Genomic DNA, 17,021 nt, shown 5'->3' on the forward strand with positions numbered 1-17,021 from the left:
GTCCGCGTCGTGCAGAATCGACGCCATGTCGACCTCCGCTCCCCGGCCCGAGCAGCGCGTCCGGCCCGCGTCGATCGCGTTCCGCGACATCCTGTCGGACGACGGGACGCACGTGCGCGCCTGGACCAACGACCCCGACGGGGTGATCGACGGGCCCACCGTCGTCCTCTGCAACGGCCTGGGCACCAACCCCTACCTCTGGCCGTGGCTGCTCGACCCCGAGTGCGGCGTCCGGGTGGTCTCGTGGAACCACCGCGGCGTCGGCGGCTCCGAGCGGCCCGCCGACAAGCGGCACGTCGAGATCGAGCACTTCGTCCAGGACGGCCTGTCCGTGATGGACCACTTCGGCATCGACAGCGCCGTCCTCATGGGCTGGTCGATGGGCGTCAACACCGCCTTCGAGCTGACCTACCGCCACCCCGAGCGGGTGCGCGGCATCTTCGCGATGTGCGGGGTCCCCGGCGACACCTTCGCCACCATGCTCGGCCCGCTCCACCTGCCGCGGCTGCTCGCCCGCGCCGTCACCGTCAACGCCTGCCGCGTCGCCAAGCACGCCGGCTGGGCGGTCAACCCGATCGTGCGCAACCTCCCGATGACCCCGGCCGTGGTCCGACTGCTCGGGCGGACCGGCTTCATGTTCCCGATGGCCGATCCCGAGGCCGCCGCGGTCGGCCTCCAGGAGTTCCTCACCACGCCCGTCGACTGGTACGCCCACCTCGCGATCAGCACCTCGCGCCACCCGCGGGTCCGGCTGAGCAAGATCCAGGTCCCCACGATGTTCGTCTCCGCGACGTACGACGTCCTGGCCGGTGCCCGCGACATGGCCAGCGCCGCGCGCCGGCTCACCGACAACGGCCAGGACAGCGCCTACGTCGAGCTGCGCGGCTCCCACTTCGTCCAGCTCGAGCAGCCCGACCGGGTGCACCGGCTGCTGCTCGAGTTCCTGGAGCACGTCGCGTGACCCGCCGCCCCCGTACCGCCGCCGGGATCGCCGGCGCCGCCGTCCTCGCCCTCGTCGCCGCCGGCTGCAGCCAGGGCGGCAACGAGAGCAAGGTCGACGTCGTCAGCACCGCGAGCGCCGCCCCGACCGGCTCGGTCGTCGACGGCAAGGTGATCTTCACCGTCGACGGCGTCCCCGACGTGGTCGCGACCGTGGCCAGCGGCCTGGACACCCCGTGGGGCCTGGACTTCCTGCCCGACGGGCGTGCGATCGTCACCGAGCGCACCGGCCGGGTCCTGCTCGTCACCGCGCCCGAGGTGAGCGACGGCGAGCCGACCGACCAGGAGGGCGAGGTCGTCGAGGCCGGCCGGATCGCCGAGGCCCAGGCCTCCGGTGAGGCCGGCCTGCTCGGCGTCGCCGTGTCCCCCACCTTCGCCGAGGACGGGCTCGTCTACCTCTACGTCTGCACCGAGGACGACAACCGCGTCGTGCGCGCCACCCTCGACGGCGACCGGCTCGGCACCCCCGAGCCCGTCCTCACCGGCATCCCGACCGGCACCCGCCACGACGGCGGCCGGCTCGCGTTCGGCAGCGACGGCTACCTCTACGTATCGACCGGCGAGACCGGCGACACCGACCTCGCGCGCGACAAGAAGTCCCTGGCCGGCAAGATCCTGCGGATCACCCCCGACGGTGAGCCTGCCCCCGACAACCCGTTCGGCGACGCCGTGTGGTCGTGGGGCCACCGCAACATCGAGGGCCTCGCCTTCGACGACCAGGGCTCGCTGTGGGCCTCGGAGTTCGGCGACCAGACCTCCGACGAGCTCAACCGGATCCTCCCCGGCGCCGACTACGGCTGGCCGCTCGCCGAGGGCGACGAGGGCCCCGACCGGTTCACCCGGCCGGCGCTGACCTGGCCCACCGACGAGGCCTCCCCCGCCGGGCTGGCGTTCTCCGGCGGCTACCTGTGGATGGCCGCGCTGCGCGGCGAGCGGCTGTGGCGGATCAAGGTCGCCGGCGGCGAGGCGAGCGAGCCGACGGCCTACTTCACCGGCAAGGGCGACGAGGCGTCGTACGGGCGGCTGCGGACGGTCGTCCGGGCCCCCGACGGACGGCTCTGGCTCACCACCAGCAACCGCGACGGCCGGGGCGACCCGGGCGCCGACGACGACCGCATCCTGCTCATCGAGCCGTAGCGGCGGGCCTCTCGACCCGGGCCCGCCGGGCCGCGCGGCGCAGCGTGGTGAGCACCGCCGGACCGAGCAGCGCGAGCGCGAGCGCGTTGGTGATCGCCCGGCCGGTGTCCCAGCCGCCGGTCGAGGTCAGCAGTGTGTAGACCACGAAGTGGTGCAGGTTGTCGAGCAGCGGTGCCCCGGGGACGTACGACAGCTCGGTCGAGTCCTGCCCCGGCACCTGTACGCCGGCCATGAACGGCCAGCCCTGGAGGTTCATCAGCAGGCCGTAGAGGTAGGCCGCGACGATGCCGTAGACCACGAGCATCGCGATCTCGCGGCGTCCGGTGACGCGCCGCGGGAGCAGGCCCGCGCCCATGCCGACCCAGGCCGCGACGAGCATCTGGAACGGCAGCCAGGGCCCCACCCCGGCGGTCATCAGGGCCGAGGCGAACAGGGACGTGCAGCCGAGCACGAACCCGAAGCCGGCGCCGAACACCCGGCCCCCGAGGATCAGCAGGAAGAAGACCAGCTCGAGGCCCGCCGTACCGGCGCTGAGGAGGCGGAGCACGGCGTTGACCGCGCTGAGGACGCCGAGGATGGCGAGCACCCGGGCGTCCATGCCGCCCTCGCTGAGCTCGGCCAGGACGACGGCGAGGATCACCGGCAGCAGGCCGAGGAAGAGGAACGGCGGGTCGACCCGCTGGGCGCTCGGGTCGACGTCGAGGAGCAGCGGCCACGACAGCATGAGCAGGCCGATCACCGAGGTGATGCCGAGGACCAGCGTGGAGCGCAGGCTGAGCGGGACCGCGGTGCTCACAGCGCGGCCGCCACGTCGTCGACGCTGAGCCAGCCCGGGCCCAGCACCTTGGTCACCTGGGGCGCGAACGACGGCGACTCCGCGACCCCGCGGGCGACCGGGCCGGCCGAGACGACCTCGCCCTCGGCGAGCACGACCAGGTCGTCGGCCACCTGGGCGACGAACTCGACGTCGTGGGTGGCGACGAGGACGGCGCGCTCGTGGCCGGGCTCGCGGGCCAGGTCGCGCAGCAGCCCGGCGAGGGCGTGCTTGGCCGGGTAGTCCAGGCCGCGGGTCGGCTCGTCGAGCAGCAGCACCGGCGGCCGCGCGGTGAGCACGATCGAGACCGCCAGCGCGAGGCGCTGGCCCTCGGAGAGGTCCCGCGGGTGCTGCTCGGGATCGATGCCGGGAGCGAGCCGGTCGAGCAGGCCCGCGCAGGTGCCCGTGGGCTGGCGCGCGGAGGCGTCGGCGGCGGCGCACTCCTCGGCGACGGTCTCGAGGTAGAGCAGGTCGGCCGGGCTCTGCGGGACCAGCCCGGTCGTCGCCCGGCGCTGCTCCGGCTTGAGGCTCGCCGGCGCCTGGCCGGCGACCTCGACGCTGCCGCCCGTCGGCGTGTGCCGGCCCTGCAGCGTCCACATCAGCGTGGACTTGCCCGCGCCGTTGCGGCCCATCAGCGCGGTGACGGTGCCGGGACGCAGGGTGAGGTCGACCTCGCGGACGGCGGCGGTCCGGCCGTGCGCGACCACGAGACGCCGTACGTCGACGAGGGGGTCGGCGCCGTCGCCGGGCCGCGGACGCGACGGGGGCTCGCCGAGGCGCTCGCGCAGCGCGGGCGCCCGGCGGCGGGCGTCACGGACGGTGAGCGGCAGCGGGTCCCAGCCGGCCAGCCGGCCCAGCTCGACGATCGGCGGCGCGATCGGCGCCGCGCGCAGCACCTCGGCCGGGTCGCCCACCTCGACCGTGCCGCCGCGGCGCAGCAGGCACAGCCGGTCGGCGAACGGCACCACCCGCTCGAGCCGGTGCTCGGCGACGAGCACCGAGACCCCCAGGTCGTGGACCAGCCGGGTCAGCGTGGCCAGGACGTCCTCGGCCGCCGTGGGGTCGAGCGCCGAGGTCGGCTCGTCGAGCACCAGCAGCCGCGGGTGCGCGGTGAGCACCGCGCCGATCGCCACCCGCTGCTGCTGGCCGCCCGAGAGCGTGCGCAGGTCACGGTGGCGCAGGTCGGCGATGCCGAGCAGGTCGAGGGTCTCCTCGACCCGGCGGCGCATCGTCGCGGCCGGGAGGCCGAGCTGCTCCATGCCGAAGGCGAGCTCCTCCTCGACCGTGTCGGTGACGAACCAGGCTGCGGGGTTCTGGCCGACGTACCCGATCGCGTGGGCCCGCTCGCGGGCCGGGAGGTCCACGATGCTCACGCCGTCGAGGAGCACGTCGCCGGTCAGCGTCCCCCCGGTGTAGGACGGCACGAGACCCGCGACCGCGCCCAGCAGGGTCGACTTGCCGACGCCGGTGGGGCCGGCCAGCACGACCAGCTCGCCGTTGTCGATGGTGAGGTCCACGGCGTCGAGGACCGCGGGGGCCGGCGGGTCGTCGTACCGGAAGGTGAGGGCGCGCAGCTCGATCATCCGACCGGCACCGCCTCACGCCGCGCCACGGTCAGCGGCAGCGGCGCCGCCCACACCGGCACCACCGCGACGAGCGCGGCCGCGACGGCCAGCAGGGACAGGCCGGGCGCGGTCAGGACACCGGGGTGCGCGACCTGCGGATCCCAGCGCTGGACGGCCCACATCCCCGCACCTGCGGCGATCCCGGACGCCGCGACGAGCACCTCGGGTAGTCGCCAGCGGTCCGGGCGGTAGCGCGTTCGCCCCACCCGGCGCCCCGCGAGCACGAACCCGCCGAGCGCGACGAGCATGCCCAGCGCCAGCATCGGCACCGCCAGCACGCGCGGCGCCGAGCTGTCGAGGAAGGCGTAGACACCCACGCACACCCCCACCAGACCGGCCAGGATCAGCGCCCCAGTCGCCCGGCGCTGCCCCGGCGTCAGATCACCGGTGCGACCGTAGCCGCGGGCGTCCATGCCGGCGGCCAGCGCGAGCGAGCGGTCGAAGGAGTCCTCGAGGATCGGCACCAGCAGCCGTCGTACGCCACGGATGCGGCGGAACCGCCCCTCCGGCCCACCCCGCAGCTGCTGCGCGGCCCGCACCCGCCGTGCGCTGTCGGCCAGCTGGGGGACGACGCTGATCGCGACCGTCATCGCCGTACCGATCTCGTAGAGGGCGGGCGGCAGCGACTTCATCAGCCGCTTGGGGTTGGCCAGCGCATTGGCGGAGCCCACCGCGATCAGCAGCGTCGCGAGCCGCAGCCCCTCGTAGGTCGCCGCCAGCAGCTCCTCCCGCGTGAACGGCCCCAGCAGCGAGATCCCCGCCGCCCAGTCCGGCAGCGGGATCGACGGCAACGTGAACAGCACGTGCCCGGGCACATCGCCACCGAGCACGATCCGGAACACGATCCGGACCACCAGCGTGATCGCCCCGAGCCAGACGTAGAGCCGGAACGACCGCGCCCAGGGCTGGTCGGAGCGGCAGGTGAGGACGACGAGGGTCATCGTGGCGAGGAGGCCGAGGAGCAGCAGCGGGTTCGTCGTACAGGAGGACGCGACGGCCAGCCCCACCGCCCACGTCCACCACGCCACGGGATGCAGGTCCCGCGACAGCCTCATCGCCGTACCGCCACGGGTCAGCCCCGGCGGCGCAGGATCGGCACGGCCGCGGCGCCACCCAGCACGACGACCGCGAGGACCGCCCCGAGCCAGACGGGGAAGCCGCCGCCGTCGGTGTCGTCACCCGACGCCCGATCGCTGCCGGAGGGCGGCCCGTCGGTGATCTCGTCGATCGACGGCACGTCGCCGGTGCCGGGGTCGGTCGGGACCGGCGCACCGGAGGTCGCGCTCGCCGGGTCGCTCGGCGTCGTCGTGGGACTCGCACTCGCCGAGTCCGACGCCGAGGAGGACGCCGACGGCGAGGCCGAGGTCGACGCGGTCGGCGTCGCGGAGGGCTTGGCCGGCTTGCCGGACCCGCTGCCCTTGGTGGCACCGCCGCCGCCCCCGCCGCCCGCGGTCGGCTTGGCCGACGGCTTCGGTGCGGGCGGCGTCGACGGGCTCACCCGCGGCGTCGGCGCGACGTCCGGAGGGGCGGCGTCGCCACGGCCTTGGTGCCAGGAGAAGGCGACGTAGCCGCCGGTCGGGATCTTCAGGCCGGCCACGCCACGTGAGGCGTAGGTCCACCGGCCACTCTTGCCGTCGGACCACCACAGGCTCCAGTACGCCGTGGCCGGAGGCGTGCGACCGCAACCGGCGTTCTCGGGGTACCCGGAGACCCTGCAGACGAAGCTGCTGTCGACCACGTAGTCGAGGGGGTAGCCGGCCGCCGGGAAGATCTCCGCAGCATCGCTCCCCCCTCCAGCACCGGCGCACCCGGTCGTGAGGTCGTCACCGCGCAGCTGGTTGAAGTCGACGACGACGGTCACTCCCGTCGCTCCGCTGCACCCCGCAGCGCCGGCCGGGCTGGCCGGAAGGAGCACGACGGTGGTCGCGGCGACGAGCGCCGCGACCACCGTGCGGATGGTGCTGGGGACAGGCATTCAGACGACCCGGACCGTGGCCTTGCCCTTGCGGTCGGCGAACTGGCCGACGGCCTTGACCTTGGTCTTGCCCCGCTTCGTGGTCTTGACCTTGACGGTCAGCTTGCCGCTGGCCGACGCCGTGCCGGTGACCTTCTTGGCGCCCACGGTGACGGTCGCACGCTCACGCGGCGCGAGCCCGGTCACCACGACGGTGACCTTCTTCTTCGCCTTGATCCGCGCCGGGACCTTGACCTTCAGCTTGGCAGCACCGAGCGCCTTGACCGTCGTGGTGGTCGTGCCGTCCAAAGTGCGGAGCGTGACCGTGTGGTTGCGCGTGCCGGCCGGCAGGGTCAGCGACACTGCGCCCGAACCGGTGAAGCGACGGGCCGGACCGGCGCCCGACACGCAGGACTGCGCGCCCCGGGGCAGACCGGACACCTTGACCGACACCGCCGTGCCGGCCTTCACGTAGCCGGTGGGCGCCGTGAGGACCGGAGCTCCGTCGGGGAGGTACCCGAGGGCCGGCAGGGCCTGCGCGGAAGCGCGGATCCACTCGCCGGCCACGGCCGGTGTGATGCCGTCCGTCCGGGCCTCGGCAAGCGATGCGTCGGTGTAGGCCACCGCACCCGACTCGGCGTCGAGGGTCGTCGTGCAGCCTGCGAGCTTCACGACCTGGTGCGCGGCCAGCCAACCAGCAGCCGAGGCCGCTGCGTCGGCCTCGCCGGCGAGGCCGAGCGCCCAGCCGGCCAGCCCGGTCTCGTTGGCGTTCGGGCCGAACTGACCCGTACCGCCGAAGCTGCCGTCGGCCGCCTGCGTGAGCTTGAGCCAGCCGATGCCCTTGTCGATCGCCGCCTGGGTGTCGGCGGCCAGGCCGGTCGCCGGGTCGATCTGCTGGAGCTGGACCAGCGCCGTCGCGGTGCCGTCGGTCGACGGGCTCGCTGCGGGCTGGGTGCCGCCCACGGGGCGCAGACCCTCGTTCCAACTGCCGTCTGCGTTCTGCTGGCTGAGCAGGTAGTCGAGCGCGGCGTCTTCTTCGTCACTCCCGACAGCGTCGAGGGCTCGGACCGCGAAGGACTGACCGAAGACGTTGGCGTAGTCGCACGCCGGGATCGGCGCACCGTCCCGGGTGGGGCTGTCGGTGATCCGCCCGGCATCGGCACCGCCGTCGAGCGTGACCTGGTCCAGCCGGGTGGCGAGATCGGCGACGGCCGGGTTCGTGCCGTCGAGGCCCGCAGCCGTGAGCCCGGCGAGCGCCTTCGCGATCGCATTGGAGGAGTCACCCGCGTAGGTGTGCGCCTCGGGCTCGACCGCGAAGGTGGCGCAGTTGAAGGTGTCGGAGTAGCTGTAGGGCCGGCCGTAGCCCGCCGGCTCACCGGTCTTGGTCGCGACCGCCCCTGCGATCTGGTCCGCGGTCGCGGAGTCCGCACCGGTCTCGACCAGGCCCAGGAGCAGGTCGACGGTCAGACCGACGTCGACCGACTCGATGTCGTAGCTCAGGTAGCTGAGCAGGTGCTGGTCGTTGAGACGGCCGGTGAGCCAGGTCGCGGCGACGTCCGAGGTCGAGCTCTCGGTGACCGCGTGCGCCTGCGGCGCCGGCCCCCCGACGAGCAGACCGGTCGCGACGAGCGCGCCGCCGGTGGCGGCTGCGGCCGCACGGCGAGCCAGGGTTCGGATGAGCATGGGTTGCCTTCCCGCTGCACAGCGGGCAGTCCCAGGAGGCCTGTGACCCCGCTGCTTTCCACGACAGCGTTGTGTGTCAGGACGCCCCGTGCCAGGTACTCCGGCTCGCCGCTCCCCCGAGGGGCGGCCTACGGCTGCGGGTCAGCGCCGGACTCGGACCGGCTTCCCCCGCCACGGGCGTGTTCTTGATGTGTCCGGGGCAGCGTACCTCCGTACGACGCCCCCGACCGCATCCGACCACTCCCACCCGGGCGGGGTACGACGCTCAGACCCCGAGGTTGACGAGCAGGTTCGTGAAGTGGGTGGGTGCGGCGTCCGGGACGCCGCTCTGGAGCACCCAGTTGGTGGTCACGCAGGCGGTCTTGGTCGCCTTGACGGTGATGGTCAGGTTGCGCTTGCCGGCCTTGGCCAGGGTCGGGGTGCGGTAGGTCCCGGCGAGGACGGCGGCGGTGATGTCGGTCCGGCCGTCCTTGACGGCCAGGGTGTAGCCGCAGGCGGCGTCGGCCATCGAGAAGGCGACGGCGGCCGGGGCGGCGGTGTTGTTCTGGAGGGTCGCGGTGAAGGTCGCGGTGCCGTTGGCGGCGAGCGTCGGGGCGGTGAGGACCTGGTACTCCTGGCCGTTGCCGACGGTGGGCTGGCCGCCCTGCTTGACGACGAGGTCGGCGGCGGTGGTGCCGGTGGCGGGTGCGGCCTGCTCGGCGTCGAGGTAGACGTAGTCGAGGATCGCGCCGTCGGTGCTGTAGAGCAGGACCACCGAGTTGTGCCGGTACGCCGGGTCCCCGGTCGGGATGGTGATCTTCACGGTGAGCGTGTGGCCGGCCTTGCTGGCCAGGGCCTTGGTCACGAAGCCGCCGGTGGAGGCGGCGAGCGGCGTGACGTTGAGGGTGCCGTCGAAGGTCTGGGCCTTGGCGGTGGTGAGGTCCTTGACCAGGACGCGGTACTGCGCGAGGTCGACGCCGCTGTTGCGGACCTGGACGCTGAACGACAGGGTCGCGCCCTCCTTGCCGACCTGGCTGACGAGCGGGGCGCGGGTGAAGGCGGAGCTCGCCGGCCCGCGGACGAGCAGCTCGCCGGCGTGGCTCGGTGCGGCGATCACGGCGTGGGCCGGAGCGGCCCCCGTGACGAGCCCGGCCAGCAGCAGAGCGGCGGTCGCGAGGACCACCGGAACGAGTCGGCGCAGCGTACGGAACAGCCCCATGTGTCACTCCCCATGAACGGCGGACCACCACGGCGGCGGACCCGTCGGGCGCGACCCTAGACCGGACCGGTCCTGGTGCACATGACCCGAAAGGACTGTTCGCGGCGCAACTTTCCGCGCGAGCAGCGCATCACAGCAGGCGAACAGCTTCCTCGTTCCTCTCGGAAAGGACCCACCATGTCCGCACCCGCACGCACCCTCGGCCGCTCGCTGGCCGCCCTGCTCCTCGCCGCCGGCGCCGGCGTCCTCGCCCTGCCCGGCACCGCCGACGCCGCGCCCGCCACGACCCAGGCCCAGGGCCGGGTCGTCGCCCGGACCGGTCTGGTCGAGCGCACCGCCCCCAGCAGCCACGCCGCGACGACGGGGCGCAGCCACCGCCGGGGCGCCGTCCTCACCCTCGAGTGCAAGCTCAACGGGACGGCGGTCGACGGCAACGGCCGCTGGTACAAGATCCGTGGCCGCGACGGCTGGGTCAGTGCCCGCTACGTCGCCAACATCGGCGCCGCGCCCGTCGACTGCACGGCCGGCGACTGGGCCTACGAGGTCAGCGTCGGGACCGTCATCCGGCAGGGTCCGAGCACGAAGGACCGCCGGATCGGCAGCCTGGCCCGTGGAACCGAGGTCGACACCCGCTGGATCGCCCGCCGCGGCGGCGCGGTCGCCGGCCACCGGGGCTGGGTCGCGGTCAACACCCCCAGCGGCAACCGCGGCTGGATCTCGCTCACCAACCTCCGCAAGGTCGCCTGAGAAAGACGAACCGCCCGCCCCGCGCGACGAGCGCGGGGCGGGGCGGGCGGTGCGGCGAGGGGACGGACCCTCAGGACAGCTTCTCGAGCACCAGCTCGCGCACGCGGCCGGCGTCGGCCTGGCCGCGCATCTCCTTCATCACCGCGCCGATGAGGGCGCCCGCCGCGGCGAGCTTGCCGTCGCGGATCTTGTCGGCGATGTCGGGGTTCTCGGCGATCGCCTTGTCGACGGCCGCGGACAGCGCACCCTCGTCGGAGACGACGGCGAGCCCGCGGGCCGCGATGATCTCCTCGGGCGTGCCCTCGCCGGCGAGCAGGCCGTCGAAGACCTGGCGGGCCAGCTTGTCGTGGATCGTCTTGGCCTCGACGAGCGCCTGGACGGCGGCGACCTGGGCCGGGGTGACCGCGAGCTCGCCGAGCTCGACGCCGGCGTCGTTGGCCCGGCGGGCCAGCTCGGTCAGCCACCACTTGCGCGCGGCCTGGGGCGCGGCGCCGGCGGCGACGGTCTCCTCGACGAGGGCGAGCGCGCCCGCACCGATCGTGTCGCGCATCTCGAGGTCGGTGAAGCCCCACTCGCCCTGGAGCCGGGTCCGCTTGGCGGCGGGGTTCTCCGGCAGGGTGGCGCGCAGCTCCTCGACCCACTCCCGCGAGGGGGCGACCGGAACCAGGTCCGGCTCGGGGAAGTAACGGTAGTCCTCGGCGTCGGACTTCTCGCGACCCGACGAGGTGGTGCCGTCGTTCTCGTGGAAGTGCCGGGTCTCCTGGAGCACCGACCCGCCAGCCCCGAGGATGCCGGCGTGCCGGGACATCTCGTAGCGGACCGCGCGCTCGACCGAGCGCAGCGAGTTGACGTTCTTGGTCTCCGACCGGGTGCCCAGCGCGGTCGAGCCCTTCGGCGCGAGCGAGAGGTTCACGTCGGCCCGGATCGAGCCCTGGTCCATCCGGGCGTCGGAGACGCCGAGGGCGACGATCAGGTCGCGGATCGCGGAGACGTAGGCCTTGGCGACCAGCGGCGCCTTGTCGCCCGTACCGAGGATCGGCTTGGTGACGATCTCGATCAGGGGGATCCCGGCCCGGTTGTAGTCGACCAGCGAGTAGTCCGCGCCGTGGATGCGGCCGTCGGAGCCGCCGACGTGGCTGGACTTGCCGGTGTCCTCCTCCATGTGGGCGCGCTCGATCTCGATGCGGAAGGTCTCGCCCTCCACGTCGACGTCGAGGTAGCCCTCGAAGGCGATCGGCTCGTCGTACTGGGAGGTCTGGAAGTTCTTCGGCATGTCCGGGTAGAAGTAGTTCTTCCGGGCGAACCGGCACCACTCGGCGATCTCGCAGTTGAGCGCCAGACCGATCCGGATGGCCGACTCGACGGCCTTGCCGTTGACGACCGGCATCGCGCCGGGGAGGCCCAGGCAGGTCGGGCAGACCTGGGTGTTGGGCTCACCGCCGAACACGGCCGGGCAGCCGCAGAACATCTTGGTGTTGGTGTTGAGCTCGACGTGGATCTCGAGGCCGAGCGCCGGGTCGTAGCTCGCCACGACCTCGTCGAAATCGATCAGGACGTCGCTCATGCCTGCACCTCCGGCAGCTTGTCGAGGATCGGACCGCCCCAGCGCAGCGTCAGCGCTGCCTCGACGGCCGCACCGACCCGGTAGAGCCGGTCGTCGGCGAGGGCCGGGGCGAGCACCTGGAGGCCGACCGGGAGGCCGTCCTCGGCGGCGAGACCGGCCGGCACCGAGATGCCGGGGACGCCGGCCAGGTTGGCCGGGATCGTGGCGAGGTCCTGGAGGTACATCGCCAGCGGGTCGTCCAGCTTGTCGCCCAGCGGGAACGCGGTGGTCGGCGCGGTCGGCGAGACCAGCACGTCGACGTTCTCGAAGGCGGCCGCGAAGTCGCGCGAGATGAGCGTGCGGACCTTCTGGGCCTGGCCGTAGTAGGCGTCGTAGTAGCCGCTCGACAGCGCGTAGGTGCCGATCATGATGCGGCGCTTGACCTCGTCGCCGAAGCCCGCGTCGCGCGAGGCCTTCATGACCGCCTCGGCGCTGGGGTCGCCCTCGGGTACGACGCGCAGGCCGTAGCGCATGGCGTCGAACTTGGCGAGGTTGGAGGAGCACTCCGCCGGCAGGATCAGGTAGTACGTCGCCATCGCGTGCACGAACGCCGGGCACGAGATCTCGGTGACCTCGGCCCCCATCTCCTTGAGCAGGTCGACGGACTCGGCGAACCGCTCCATCACGCCCGACTGCCAGCCGTCGCCGGCCAGCTCCTTGATGACCCCCACGCGCAGGCCCGCAAGGTTGCCCTGGGCGCCCTCGCGTGCCGCGGCGACGTAGGAGCCGACGGGGGTGTCGACCGAGGTCGAGTCGAGCGGGTCGTGCCCGCCGATCAGCTCGTGCAGCAGCGCGGAGTCGAGGACGGTCCGGGTGACCGGGCCGACCTGGTCGAGGCTGTTGGCGAGCGCGACGAGGCCGTAGCGCGAGACGCCGCCGTAGGTCGGCTTCACGCCGACCGTGCCGGTGACCGCACCGGGCTGGCGGATCGAGCCACCGGTGTCGGTACCGAGGGCCAGCGGCGCCTCGAAGGCCGCCACCGCCGCGGCCGAGCCGCCGCCGGAGCCGCCGGGGATCCGGGTCTGGTCCCACGGGTTGCGCGTCGGGCCGTACGCCGAGTGCTCGGTCGAGGAGCCCATCGCGAACTCGTCCATGTTGGTCTTGCCGAGGATCGGCAGACCGGCGTCCTTGATCTTGCGGACCACCGTCGCGTCGTACGGCGGCACCCAGCCCTCGAGGATCCGCGAGCCGCACGTCGTGGGCAGGCCCTGCGTGGCCAGCACGTCCTTGACCGCGATCGGTACGCCGTCGAGCAGGTGCCGTGCCTGACCCGCGGCCCGCCGCGCGTCGGACTCGGCCGCCTGCGCCAGCGCGCCCTCGGTGTCGACGTGGAGGAAGGCGTGCACGCCGGCCTCGGCCGAGCCGTCGACGGCCGCGATCCGGTCGAGGTGCGCCCGGGTGACCTCGACGGAGGTCGTCTCACCGGCGGCCAGCGCGTCGGCCAGCTCGGCTGCGGTCTTCTTGATCAGCTCGCTCACTGCTCGTCCCCCAGGATCCGCGGGACCCGGAACCGCTGCTCCTCGGCCTCCGGCGCGCCGGACAGCGCCTGCTCGGCGGTGAGCCCGGGCACGACGACGTCCTCGCGGAAGACGTTGGTCAGCGGGATCGGGTGCGAGGTCGGCGGCACGTCGTCGCCGGCCACACCGCTGATGGAAGCGACCGCCTCGAGGATCACGTTGAGCTGGGGTGCCAGGTGGTCCAGCTCGGCGTCGTCGAGGTCGATCCGGGCGAGATCGGCCAGGTGGGCCACCTCGTCGCGGGTGAGTTGAGACATGCCCGCGATTCTAGGTGGAGATGCGGTCCCTAGACTGCGCCGGGTGCACGCCCCTGTCCCCCACCCGCGCCGGCTCCCCCAGCGCGTCGTCGTGGCCGCGGCCCCGGGCGAGCAGCTGAGCGCCTACCTGGACCGGCTCGCGGAGGTCCTCGACCTGCCGCTGGTGCCCCTCGCGGACCTCTCCGGTCCGGCCGAGGTGGACCGGTTGGCGGCGTTCGACGGCTGGGTCACCACGGGCGAGGAGGCGTGGGCGCGCCCGGCGCTGCTGGAGCGCGCGGACCTCGTCGCGCTCGTCGACCTGGTCGGTCCGGAGACCTTCACCGGCCGGGTACGACGCACGCTGCGCCGGCTCCGTACCGACGCCCGCGAGCGGGATCGTGAGCGCGAGCGGGAGACCGACCTGGCCTGGGTCGAGGGGCTGGCGCTGACCCACCCGGGGCTGGCCGTCGTCCGGCTGCCCGACCCGGCGGCCGCCGAGACCTGGCTGCGCGCGCTCAGCGCGTGATGCCGACCAGGGTCGCGTTCTCGGCGCCCGGCACGGTCGGCGCGGCCGCGCCGTCGGTCGGCACCGCCTCGACCCGCCCGTCGGCGTAGGCCCACACCCGGACCTGGCCGTCGTCGCGGTCGAGGACGACGAGGCCGGTGCTGCCCTTGCCCTGGACGTCGCCGGCGACCAGGGCCAGCCGGGTCAGCGGCCGGTCGATCCGCGCGGCCTGCGTGCCGTCGCCGGGAGCCTGGAACCCGGTGCCGTCGGACAGCAGCGGCACGAGCTCGGTGCCGCCGCCGACGCTGCGCGCCACCAGGATGTCGGCCCGGTCGTCCCCGTCGAGGTAGCCCACGACGTAGCGGCTGTCGGCGAACGCCCAGTCCGGCCGGTCGATCCACGTGACCGGGTCCGCGAATCCGCCGCCGCTCTTCTCGGCCAGGAACACCTGGACGTCCACCCGCTGCTGGTCCGGTGTCCCCATCTCGATCAGGTCGGCCCGGCCGTCCCCGTCGACATCGCCGGCGCCGAGCCGCATCCGGGTGGGATCCCAGTGGGCCCGGGTGACCCAGAGCGCCGGCGCCCGGAACCTGCCGTCCTCGGCGAGCAGCACGTCGACCCGGATCCCGTCGCTGTCGCCCTGGAGCACGGCGAGGTCGGTGCTCCCGCTGTGGTCGAAGTCCCCCGAGGTCACGGTGAACCGCTCGGGCAGGTCGAGCCCGCCGATCCACCGCTGCGGCGCCGCGAACCCGGAGCCGGTCGAGAGCGCGACCCGGACCTCGCCCTGGGCCTGGTCCACGATCGCCAGGTCGATGCGCCCGTCGCCGTTGACGTCGCCGCGCACCACCTTGTCCCCCTCGTACGCCGTCCCGGCCCACTCCTGGGGAGCGGCGAGGCGGCCGCCGCCCTCGGAGAGCAGGACCTGGGTGGTGCCGCCGGTCAGCACGATGAGGTCGTCGCCGTGCGCGCGGTCGACGTCCGAGCCGGTCACCGGCCGGACCGACGTGCTCGAGCCGGGATCACGCGCCACCGGGTCGTTCCCGGTGCCGTCGCCCCGGTTGCCCACGTAGACGCCCACCCCGATCCCCACGGCGACCACCGCGAGCGCGGCCAGCCCGGCGAGCAGCGGCGTCCGGCGCGACCGTGATCGCGACCGCGGCTCGCCCTCGGGGTCCTCCCGGGTGAGCACGGGCGTCGCCCCCGCGACCGGCAGCGGCGGCGGGGCCGGCGGGGGTGGCGGGGCGTCCACCGGCGCCGTCGCCGGCGCCGGGACCGGGGTGGCCGCCGCGGCCAGGCTCCGCAGCTCGGCCGCGGCCTGCGCGGCACTCGCCGGCCGTAGGGCCGGGTCCTTGGCCATCGCCCGGCGCAGGAACTCGTTGATCCGGTCGTCGGTGCCCCGGCCTCCCGGCAGCTGCGGGACCGGCGCCTCCTCGTGCTGCTGGGCGAGCTGCACCAGCCCGCCCTCGTACGGCGCCCGCCCGGTCAGCAGGAACCACAGCAGGCAGCCGAGCGCGTAGATGTCGCTGGCCGGCGTCGCGGGTGCGCCGCGGAAGCGCTCCGGCGCGAGGTAGGCGTAGGTGCCGGCGACCACGCCGCTGCTGGTCAGCGAGGAGTCGTCGTCCCGGGCGATCCCGAAGTCGCAGAGGTAGGCGTGGACCTGCCCCTGGCCGGGCCGGAGCAGCACGTTGTGCGGCTTGACGTCGCGGTGCACGACGCCGACGGCGTGGGCGTCGGCGAGGGCGGCCGCCACCTGGCTCGCGATCCCGAGCGCCACCTCGGGCGCGGGCACGCCCTTGGCCGCGACCCGGGCCGCGAGGTCGCCGCCGGGCACGAACTGGGTGGCGAGGTAGAGGCAGCCGTCCTGCTCGCCGTGGCTGTAGACCTGGATGATGTGCGGGCTGTCGCTGCGCGCCAGCACCGTGGCCTCGCGGGCGAACCGGGCCCGGAACTCGGGCTCCTCGGCCAGCTGGATCGCCAGCACCTTGAGCGCGACCCGGCGGCCCAGGCCCTCCTCGAGCGCCTCGAAGACGATGCCCATGCCGCCCGCACCGAGCTCGCGGGTGATCCGGTAGGGGCCGAGGCGGTCGCCGACGCCCGGGATACGAGGCACAGCAGCACTGTAGGCCCGCCGTGGGGTGCGCGTAGTCCCTTCGGGCCGGGCACTCGGGACGGATCGACCGATGTGGCACCCGGTCCCGGCGCGCACCCTGGAGGCATGCTCACCTCCGTCGACCCCGTCCGCGCCCTCGTCCGCCAGGAACTCCTGCGCCTGGCCGACCTCGAGGAGGCGGCCGCGGCGCGCGAGGCGACGTCCGTGCCCTACTGGGCACCGTGCCCGGCGACCGTGCACGGTCACCGGGCCGCCGCGCTCGCGCTGCGGGCGGACGCCGAGCGCTACCTGGCCTGAACGGGCAGGACTGCTCGCGCGCTCAGCGTCAGTGCCGCCGGGAGCAGGACCGCCAGCGTCGCGGTGACCTGGAGCGCCCACCAGCCGGCGGACTCGTCGACCAGCGTCGTCAGCACCCCGACCGGTACGACGCCGACCGCGGGCAGCAGCACCAGACGGCTCGGGCCGGGCCAGGGCGCCCGGACCAGGAGCACGAGGCCCGCGACGCCGACCGCCGCGATCAGCGCCCAGGCGGCGCCGTTGAAAAGCTCGCGACTGGAGTCCGAGGTGGGCCGGGTCGCGAAGCCGAGCGCGACGAAGGGCACCGCGAGCGCCACGAGCGTCGCCGGGACGGCGACCAGCCGGGTCCCGGGCGCCGACCAGGCGCCGGTCAGCCAGCCGACGACGAACATCAGCGCGGCCCCGCCGGTCAGCGCGACGCCGGCCCAGCCGAGCGCGGCCGGCGGCGGCCCGCTGTGCCAGTCCCGGCTCGCCGAGACGGTGACCGCGAGGTGCAGGACGGCGCCGCCGAAGGCAGCGCCGGCGAGGCCGCGCGCGATGAGGTGGGACATGAGGGCTCCTCGGGTGCAGGGGGACGATCCGGTGTCCGGCCGGGT

At 74.2% G+C, this 17,021-nt stretch carries 16 protein-coding genes and 1 riboswitch; of the genes, 5 read left to right on the forward strand and 11 right to left on the reverse strand.

Going from position 1 to position 17,021, the window contains the following annotated elements:
* The first annotated feature begins 25 nt into the window (after nt 1–25).
* Nucleotides 26–961 (forward strand): alpha/beta fold hydrolase, encoded by a 936-nt coding sequence (locus M0M48_RS16230; RefSeq protein WP_257751928.1) that lies wholly within the window; start codon nt 26–28, stop codon nt 959–961.
* Nucleotides 958–2,136, forward strand: a complete 1,179-nt coding sequence (locus M0M48_RS16235) for a PQQ-dependent sugar dehydrogenase (protein WP_257751929.1) — start codon at nt 958–960, stop codon at nt 2,134–2,136. Before M0M48_RS16230 ends, M0M48_RS16235 begins: the two co-directional genes overlap by 4 nt.
* Here the strand turns inward: M0M48_RS16235 and M0M48_RS16240 are convergent.
* The 6 genes from M0M48_RS16240 to M0M48_RS16265 form a co-directional block, all read right to left on the reverse strand.
* A complete protein-coding gene (locus tag M0M48_RS16240; protein ID WP_374585340.1) occupies nt 2,123–2,932 on the reverse strand; it encodes an ECF transporter S component in 810 nt (269 codons plus the stop codon). The genes M0M48_RS16235 and M0M48_RS16240 overlap by 14 nt on opposite strands.
* Nucleotides 2,929–4,533, reverse strand: coding sequence for an ABC transporter ATP-binding protein (locus tag M0M48_RS16245; protein WP_257751930.1), 1,605 nt, complete (start codon nt 4,531–4,533; stop codon nt 2,929–2,931). The genes M0M48_RS16240 and M0M48_RS16245 overlap by 4 nt, the downstream gene beginning before the upstream one ends.
* Complete coding sequence (locus M0M48_RS16250) at nt 4,530–5,630, reverse strand: energy-coupling factor transporter transmembrane component T (RefSeq protein WP_257751931.1); 1,101 nt, start codon at nt 5,628–5,630, stop codon at nt 4,530–4,532. Before M0M48_RS16250 ends, M0M48_RS16245 begins: the two co-directional genes overlap by 4 nt.
* A gap of 17 nt (nt 5,631–5,647) precedes the next feature.
* On the reverse strand, nt 5,648–6,550 hold the full coding sequence (locus M0M48_RS16255; protein ID WP_257751932.1) for a hypothetical protein: 903 nt from the start codon (nt 6,548–6,550) through the stop codon (nt 5,648–5,650).
* On the reverse strand, nt 6,551–8,212 hold the full coding sequence (locus M0M48_RS16260) for a prenyltransferase/squalene oxidase repeat-containing protein (protein ID WP_257751933.1): 1,662 nt from the start codon (nt 8,210–8,212) through the stop codon (nt 6,551–6,553).
* 94 nt (nt 8,213–8,306) lie between these two features.
* Nucleotides 8,307–8,380: riboswitch (cobalamin riboswitch) on the reverse strand.
* A gap of 97 nt (nt 8,381–8,477) precedes the next feature.
* Entirely contained in the window at nt 8,478–9,410 is a 933-nt protein-coding gene (locus tag M0M48_RS16265; protein WP_257751934.1) for a hypothetical protein, read from the reverse strand.
* A gap of 177 nt (nt 9,411–9,587) precedes the next feature.
* Between M0M48_RS16265 and M0M48_RS16270 the strand changes: the two genes are divergently transcribed.
* Complete coding sequence (locus M0M48_RS16270) at nt 9,588–10,157, forward strand: SH3 domain-containing protein (RefSeq protein ID WP_215814898.1); 570 nt, start codon at nt 9,588–9,590, stop codon at nt 10,155–10,157.
* Nucleotides 10,158–10,227: 70 nt separating this feature from the next.
* On the opposite strand, the gene gatB is transcribed toward M0M48_RS16270, so the two are convergent.
* The 3 genes from gatB to gatC are packed head-to-tail and all read right to left on the reverse strand — an operon-like array spanning nt 10,228 to nt 13,534.
* Nucleotides 10,228–11,721, reverse strand: a complete 1,494-nt coding sequence (gene gatB, locus M0M48_RS16275) for an Asp-tRNA(Asn)/Glu-tRNA(Gln) amidotransferase subunit GatB (RefSeq protein ID WP_257751935.1) — start codon at nt 11,719–11,721, stop codon at nt 10,228–10,230.
* Entirely contained in the window at nt 11,718–13,238 is a 1,521-nt protein-coding gene (gene gatA, locus M0M48_RS16280; protein WP_257751936.1) for an Asp-tRNA(Asn)/Glu-tRNA(Gln) amidotransferase subunit GatA, read from the reverse strand. Before gatA ends, gatB begins: the two co-directional genes overlap by 4 nt.
* The gene (gatC, locus tag M0M48_RS16285; RefSeq protein ID WP_215814895.1) at nt 13,235–13,534 is read right to left on the reverse strand and encodes an Asp-tRNA(Asn)/Glu-tRNA(Gln) amidotransferase subunit GatC; all 300 of its coding nucleotides are present in this window, start codon (nt 13,532–13,534) and stop codon (nt 13,235–13,237) included. Before gatC ends, gatA begins: the two co-directional genes overlap by 4 nt.
* Before the next feature lie 43 nt (nt 13,535–13,577).
* On the opposite strand from gatC, the gene M0M48_RS16290 reads away from it, so the two are divergent.
* The gene (locus M0M48_RS16290; RefSeq protein WP_257751937.1) at nt 13,578–14,039 is read left to right on the forward strand and encodes a hypothetical protein; all 462 of its coding nucleotides are present in this window, start codon (nt 13,578–13,580) and stop codon (nt 14,037–14,039) included.
* On the opposite strand, the gene M0M48_RS16295 is transcribed toward M0M48_RS16290, so the two are convergent.
* Nucleotides 14,029–16,128, reverse strand: coding sequence for a protein kinase domain-containing protein (locus tag M0M48_RS16295; RefSeq protein WP_257751938.1), 2,100 nt, complete (start codon nt 16,126–16,128; stop codon nt 14,029–14,031). The genes M0M48_RS16290 and M0M48_RS16295 overlap by 11 nt on opposite strands.
* Before the next feature lie 105 nt (nt 16,129–16,233).
* On the opposite strand from M0M48_RS16295, the gene M0M48_RS16300 reads away from it, so the two are divergent.
* Complete coding sequence (locus M0M48_RS16300) at nt 16,234–16,425, forward strand: hypothetical protein (protein WP_257751939.1); 192 nt, start codon at nt 16,234–16,236, stop codon at nt 16,423–16,425.
* Here the strand turns inward: M0M48_RS16300 and M0M48_RS16305 are convergent.
* The gene (locus tag M0M48_RS16305) at nt 16,413–16,976 is read right to left on the reverse strand and encodes a hypothetical protein (RefSeq protein WP_257751940.1); all 564 of its coding nucleotides are present in this window, start codon (nt 16,974–16,976) and stop codon (nt 16,413–16,415) included. The two genes, M0M48_RS16300 and M0M48_RS16305, sit on opposite strands and share 13 nt — an antisense overlap.
* Between the last annotated feature and the right edge of the window lie 45 nt (nt 16,977–17,021).

It is taken from the genome of Pimelobacter simplex (assembly GCF_024662235.1).
In the GTDB taxonomy this organism is placed as follows: Bacteria; Actinomycetota; Actinomycetes; order Propionibacteriales; family Nocardioidaceae; genus Nocardioides.

Bases quoted from the DNA above. Each gene is read 5' to 3' on its own strand.
- M0M48_RS16230 (WP_257751928.1), top strand. From the start codon at position 26: ATGTCGACCTCCGCTCCCCGGCCCGAGCAGCGCGTCCGGCCCGCGTCG.
- M0M48_RS16270 (WP_215814898.1), top strand. From the start codon at position 9,588: ATGTCCGCACCCGCACGCACCCTCGGCCGCTCGCTGGCCGCCCTGCTC.
- M0M48_RS16265 (WP_257751934.1), bottom strand. From the start codon at position 9,410: ATGGGGCTGTTCCGTACGCTGCGCCGACTCGTTCCGGTGGTCCTCGCG.
- M0M48_RS16255 (WP_257751932.1), bottom strand. From the start codon at position 6,550: ATGCCTGTCCCCAGCACCATCCGCACGGTGGTCGCGGCGCTCGTCGCC.
- M0M48_RS16250 (WP_257751931.1), bottom strand. From the start codon at position 5,630: ATGAGGCTGTCGCGGGACCTGCATCCCGTGGCGTGGTGGACGTGGGCG.
- M0M48_RS16300 (WP_257751939.1), top strand. From the start codon at position 16,234: ATGCTCACCTCCGTCGACCCCGTCCGCGCCCTCGTCCGCCAGGAACTC.
- M0M48_RS16305 (WP_257751940.1), bottom strand. From the start codon at position 16,976: ATGTCCCACCTCATCGCGCGCGGCCTCGCCGGCGCTGCCTTCGGCGGC.
- M0M48_RS16260 (WP_257751933.1), bottom strand. From the start codon at position 8,212: ATGCTCATCCGAACCCTGGCTCGCCGTGCGGCCGCAGCCGCCACCGGC.
- M0M48_RS16245 (WP_257751930.1), bottom strand. From the start codon at position 4,533: ATGATCGAGCTGCGCGCCCTCACCTTCCGGTACGACGACCCGCCGGCC.
- gatC (WP_215814895.1), bottom strand. From the start codon at position 13,534: ATGTCTCAACTCACCCGCGACGAGGTGGCCCACCTGGCCGATCTCGCC.
- gatB (WP_257751935.1), bottom strand. From the start codon at position 11,721: ATGAGCGACGTCCTGATCGATTTCGACGAGGTCGTGGCGAGCTACGAC.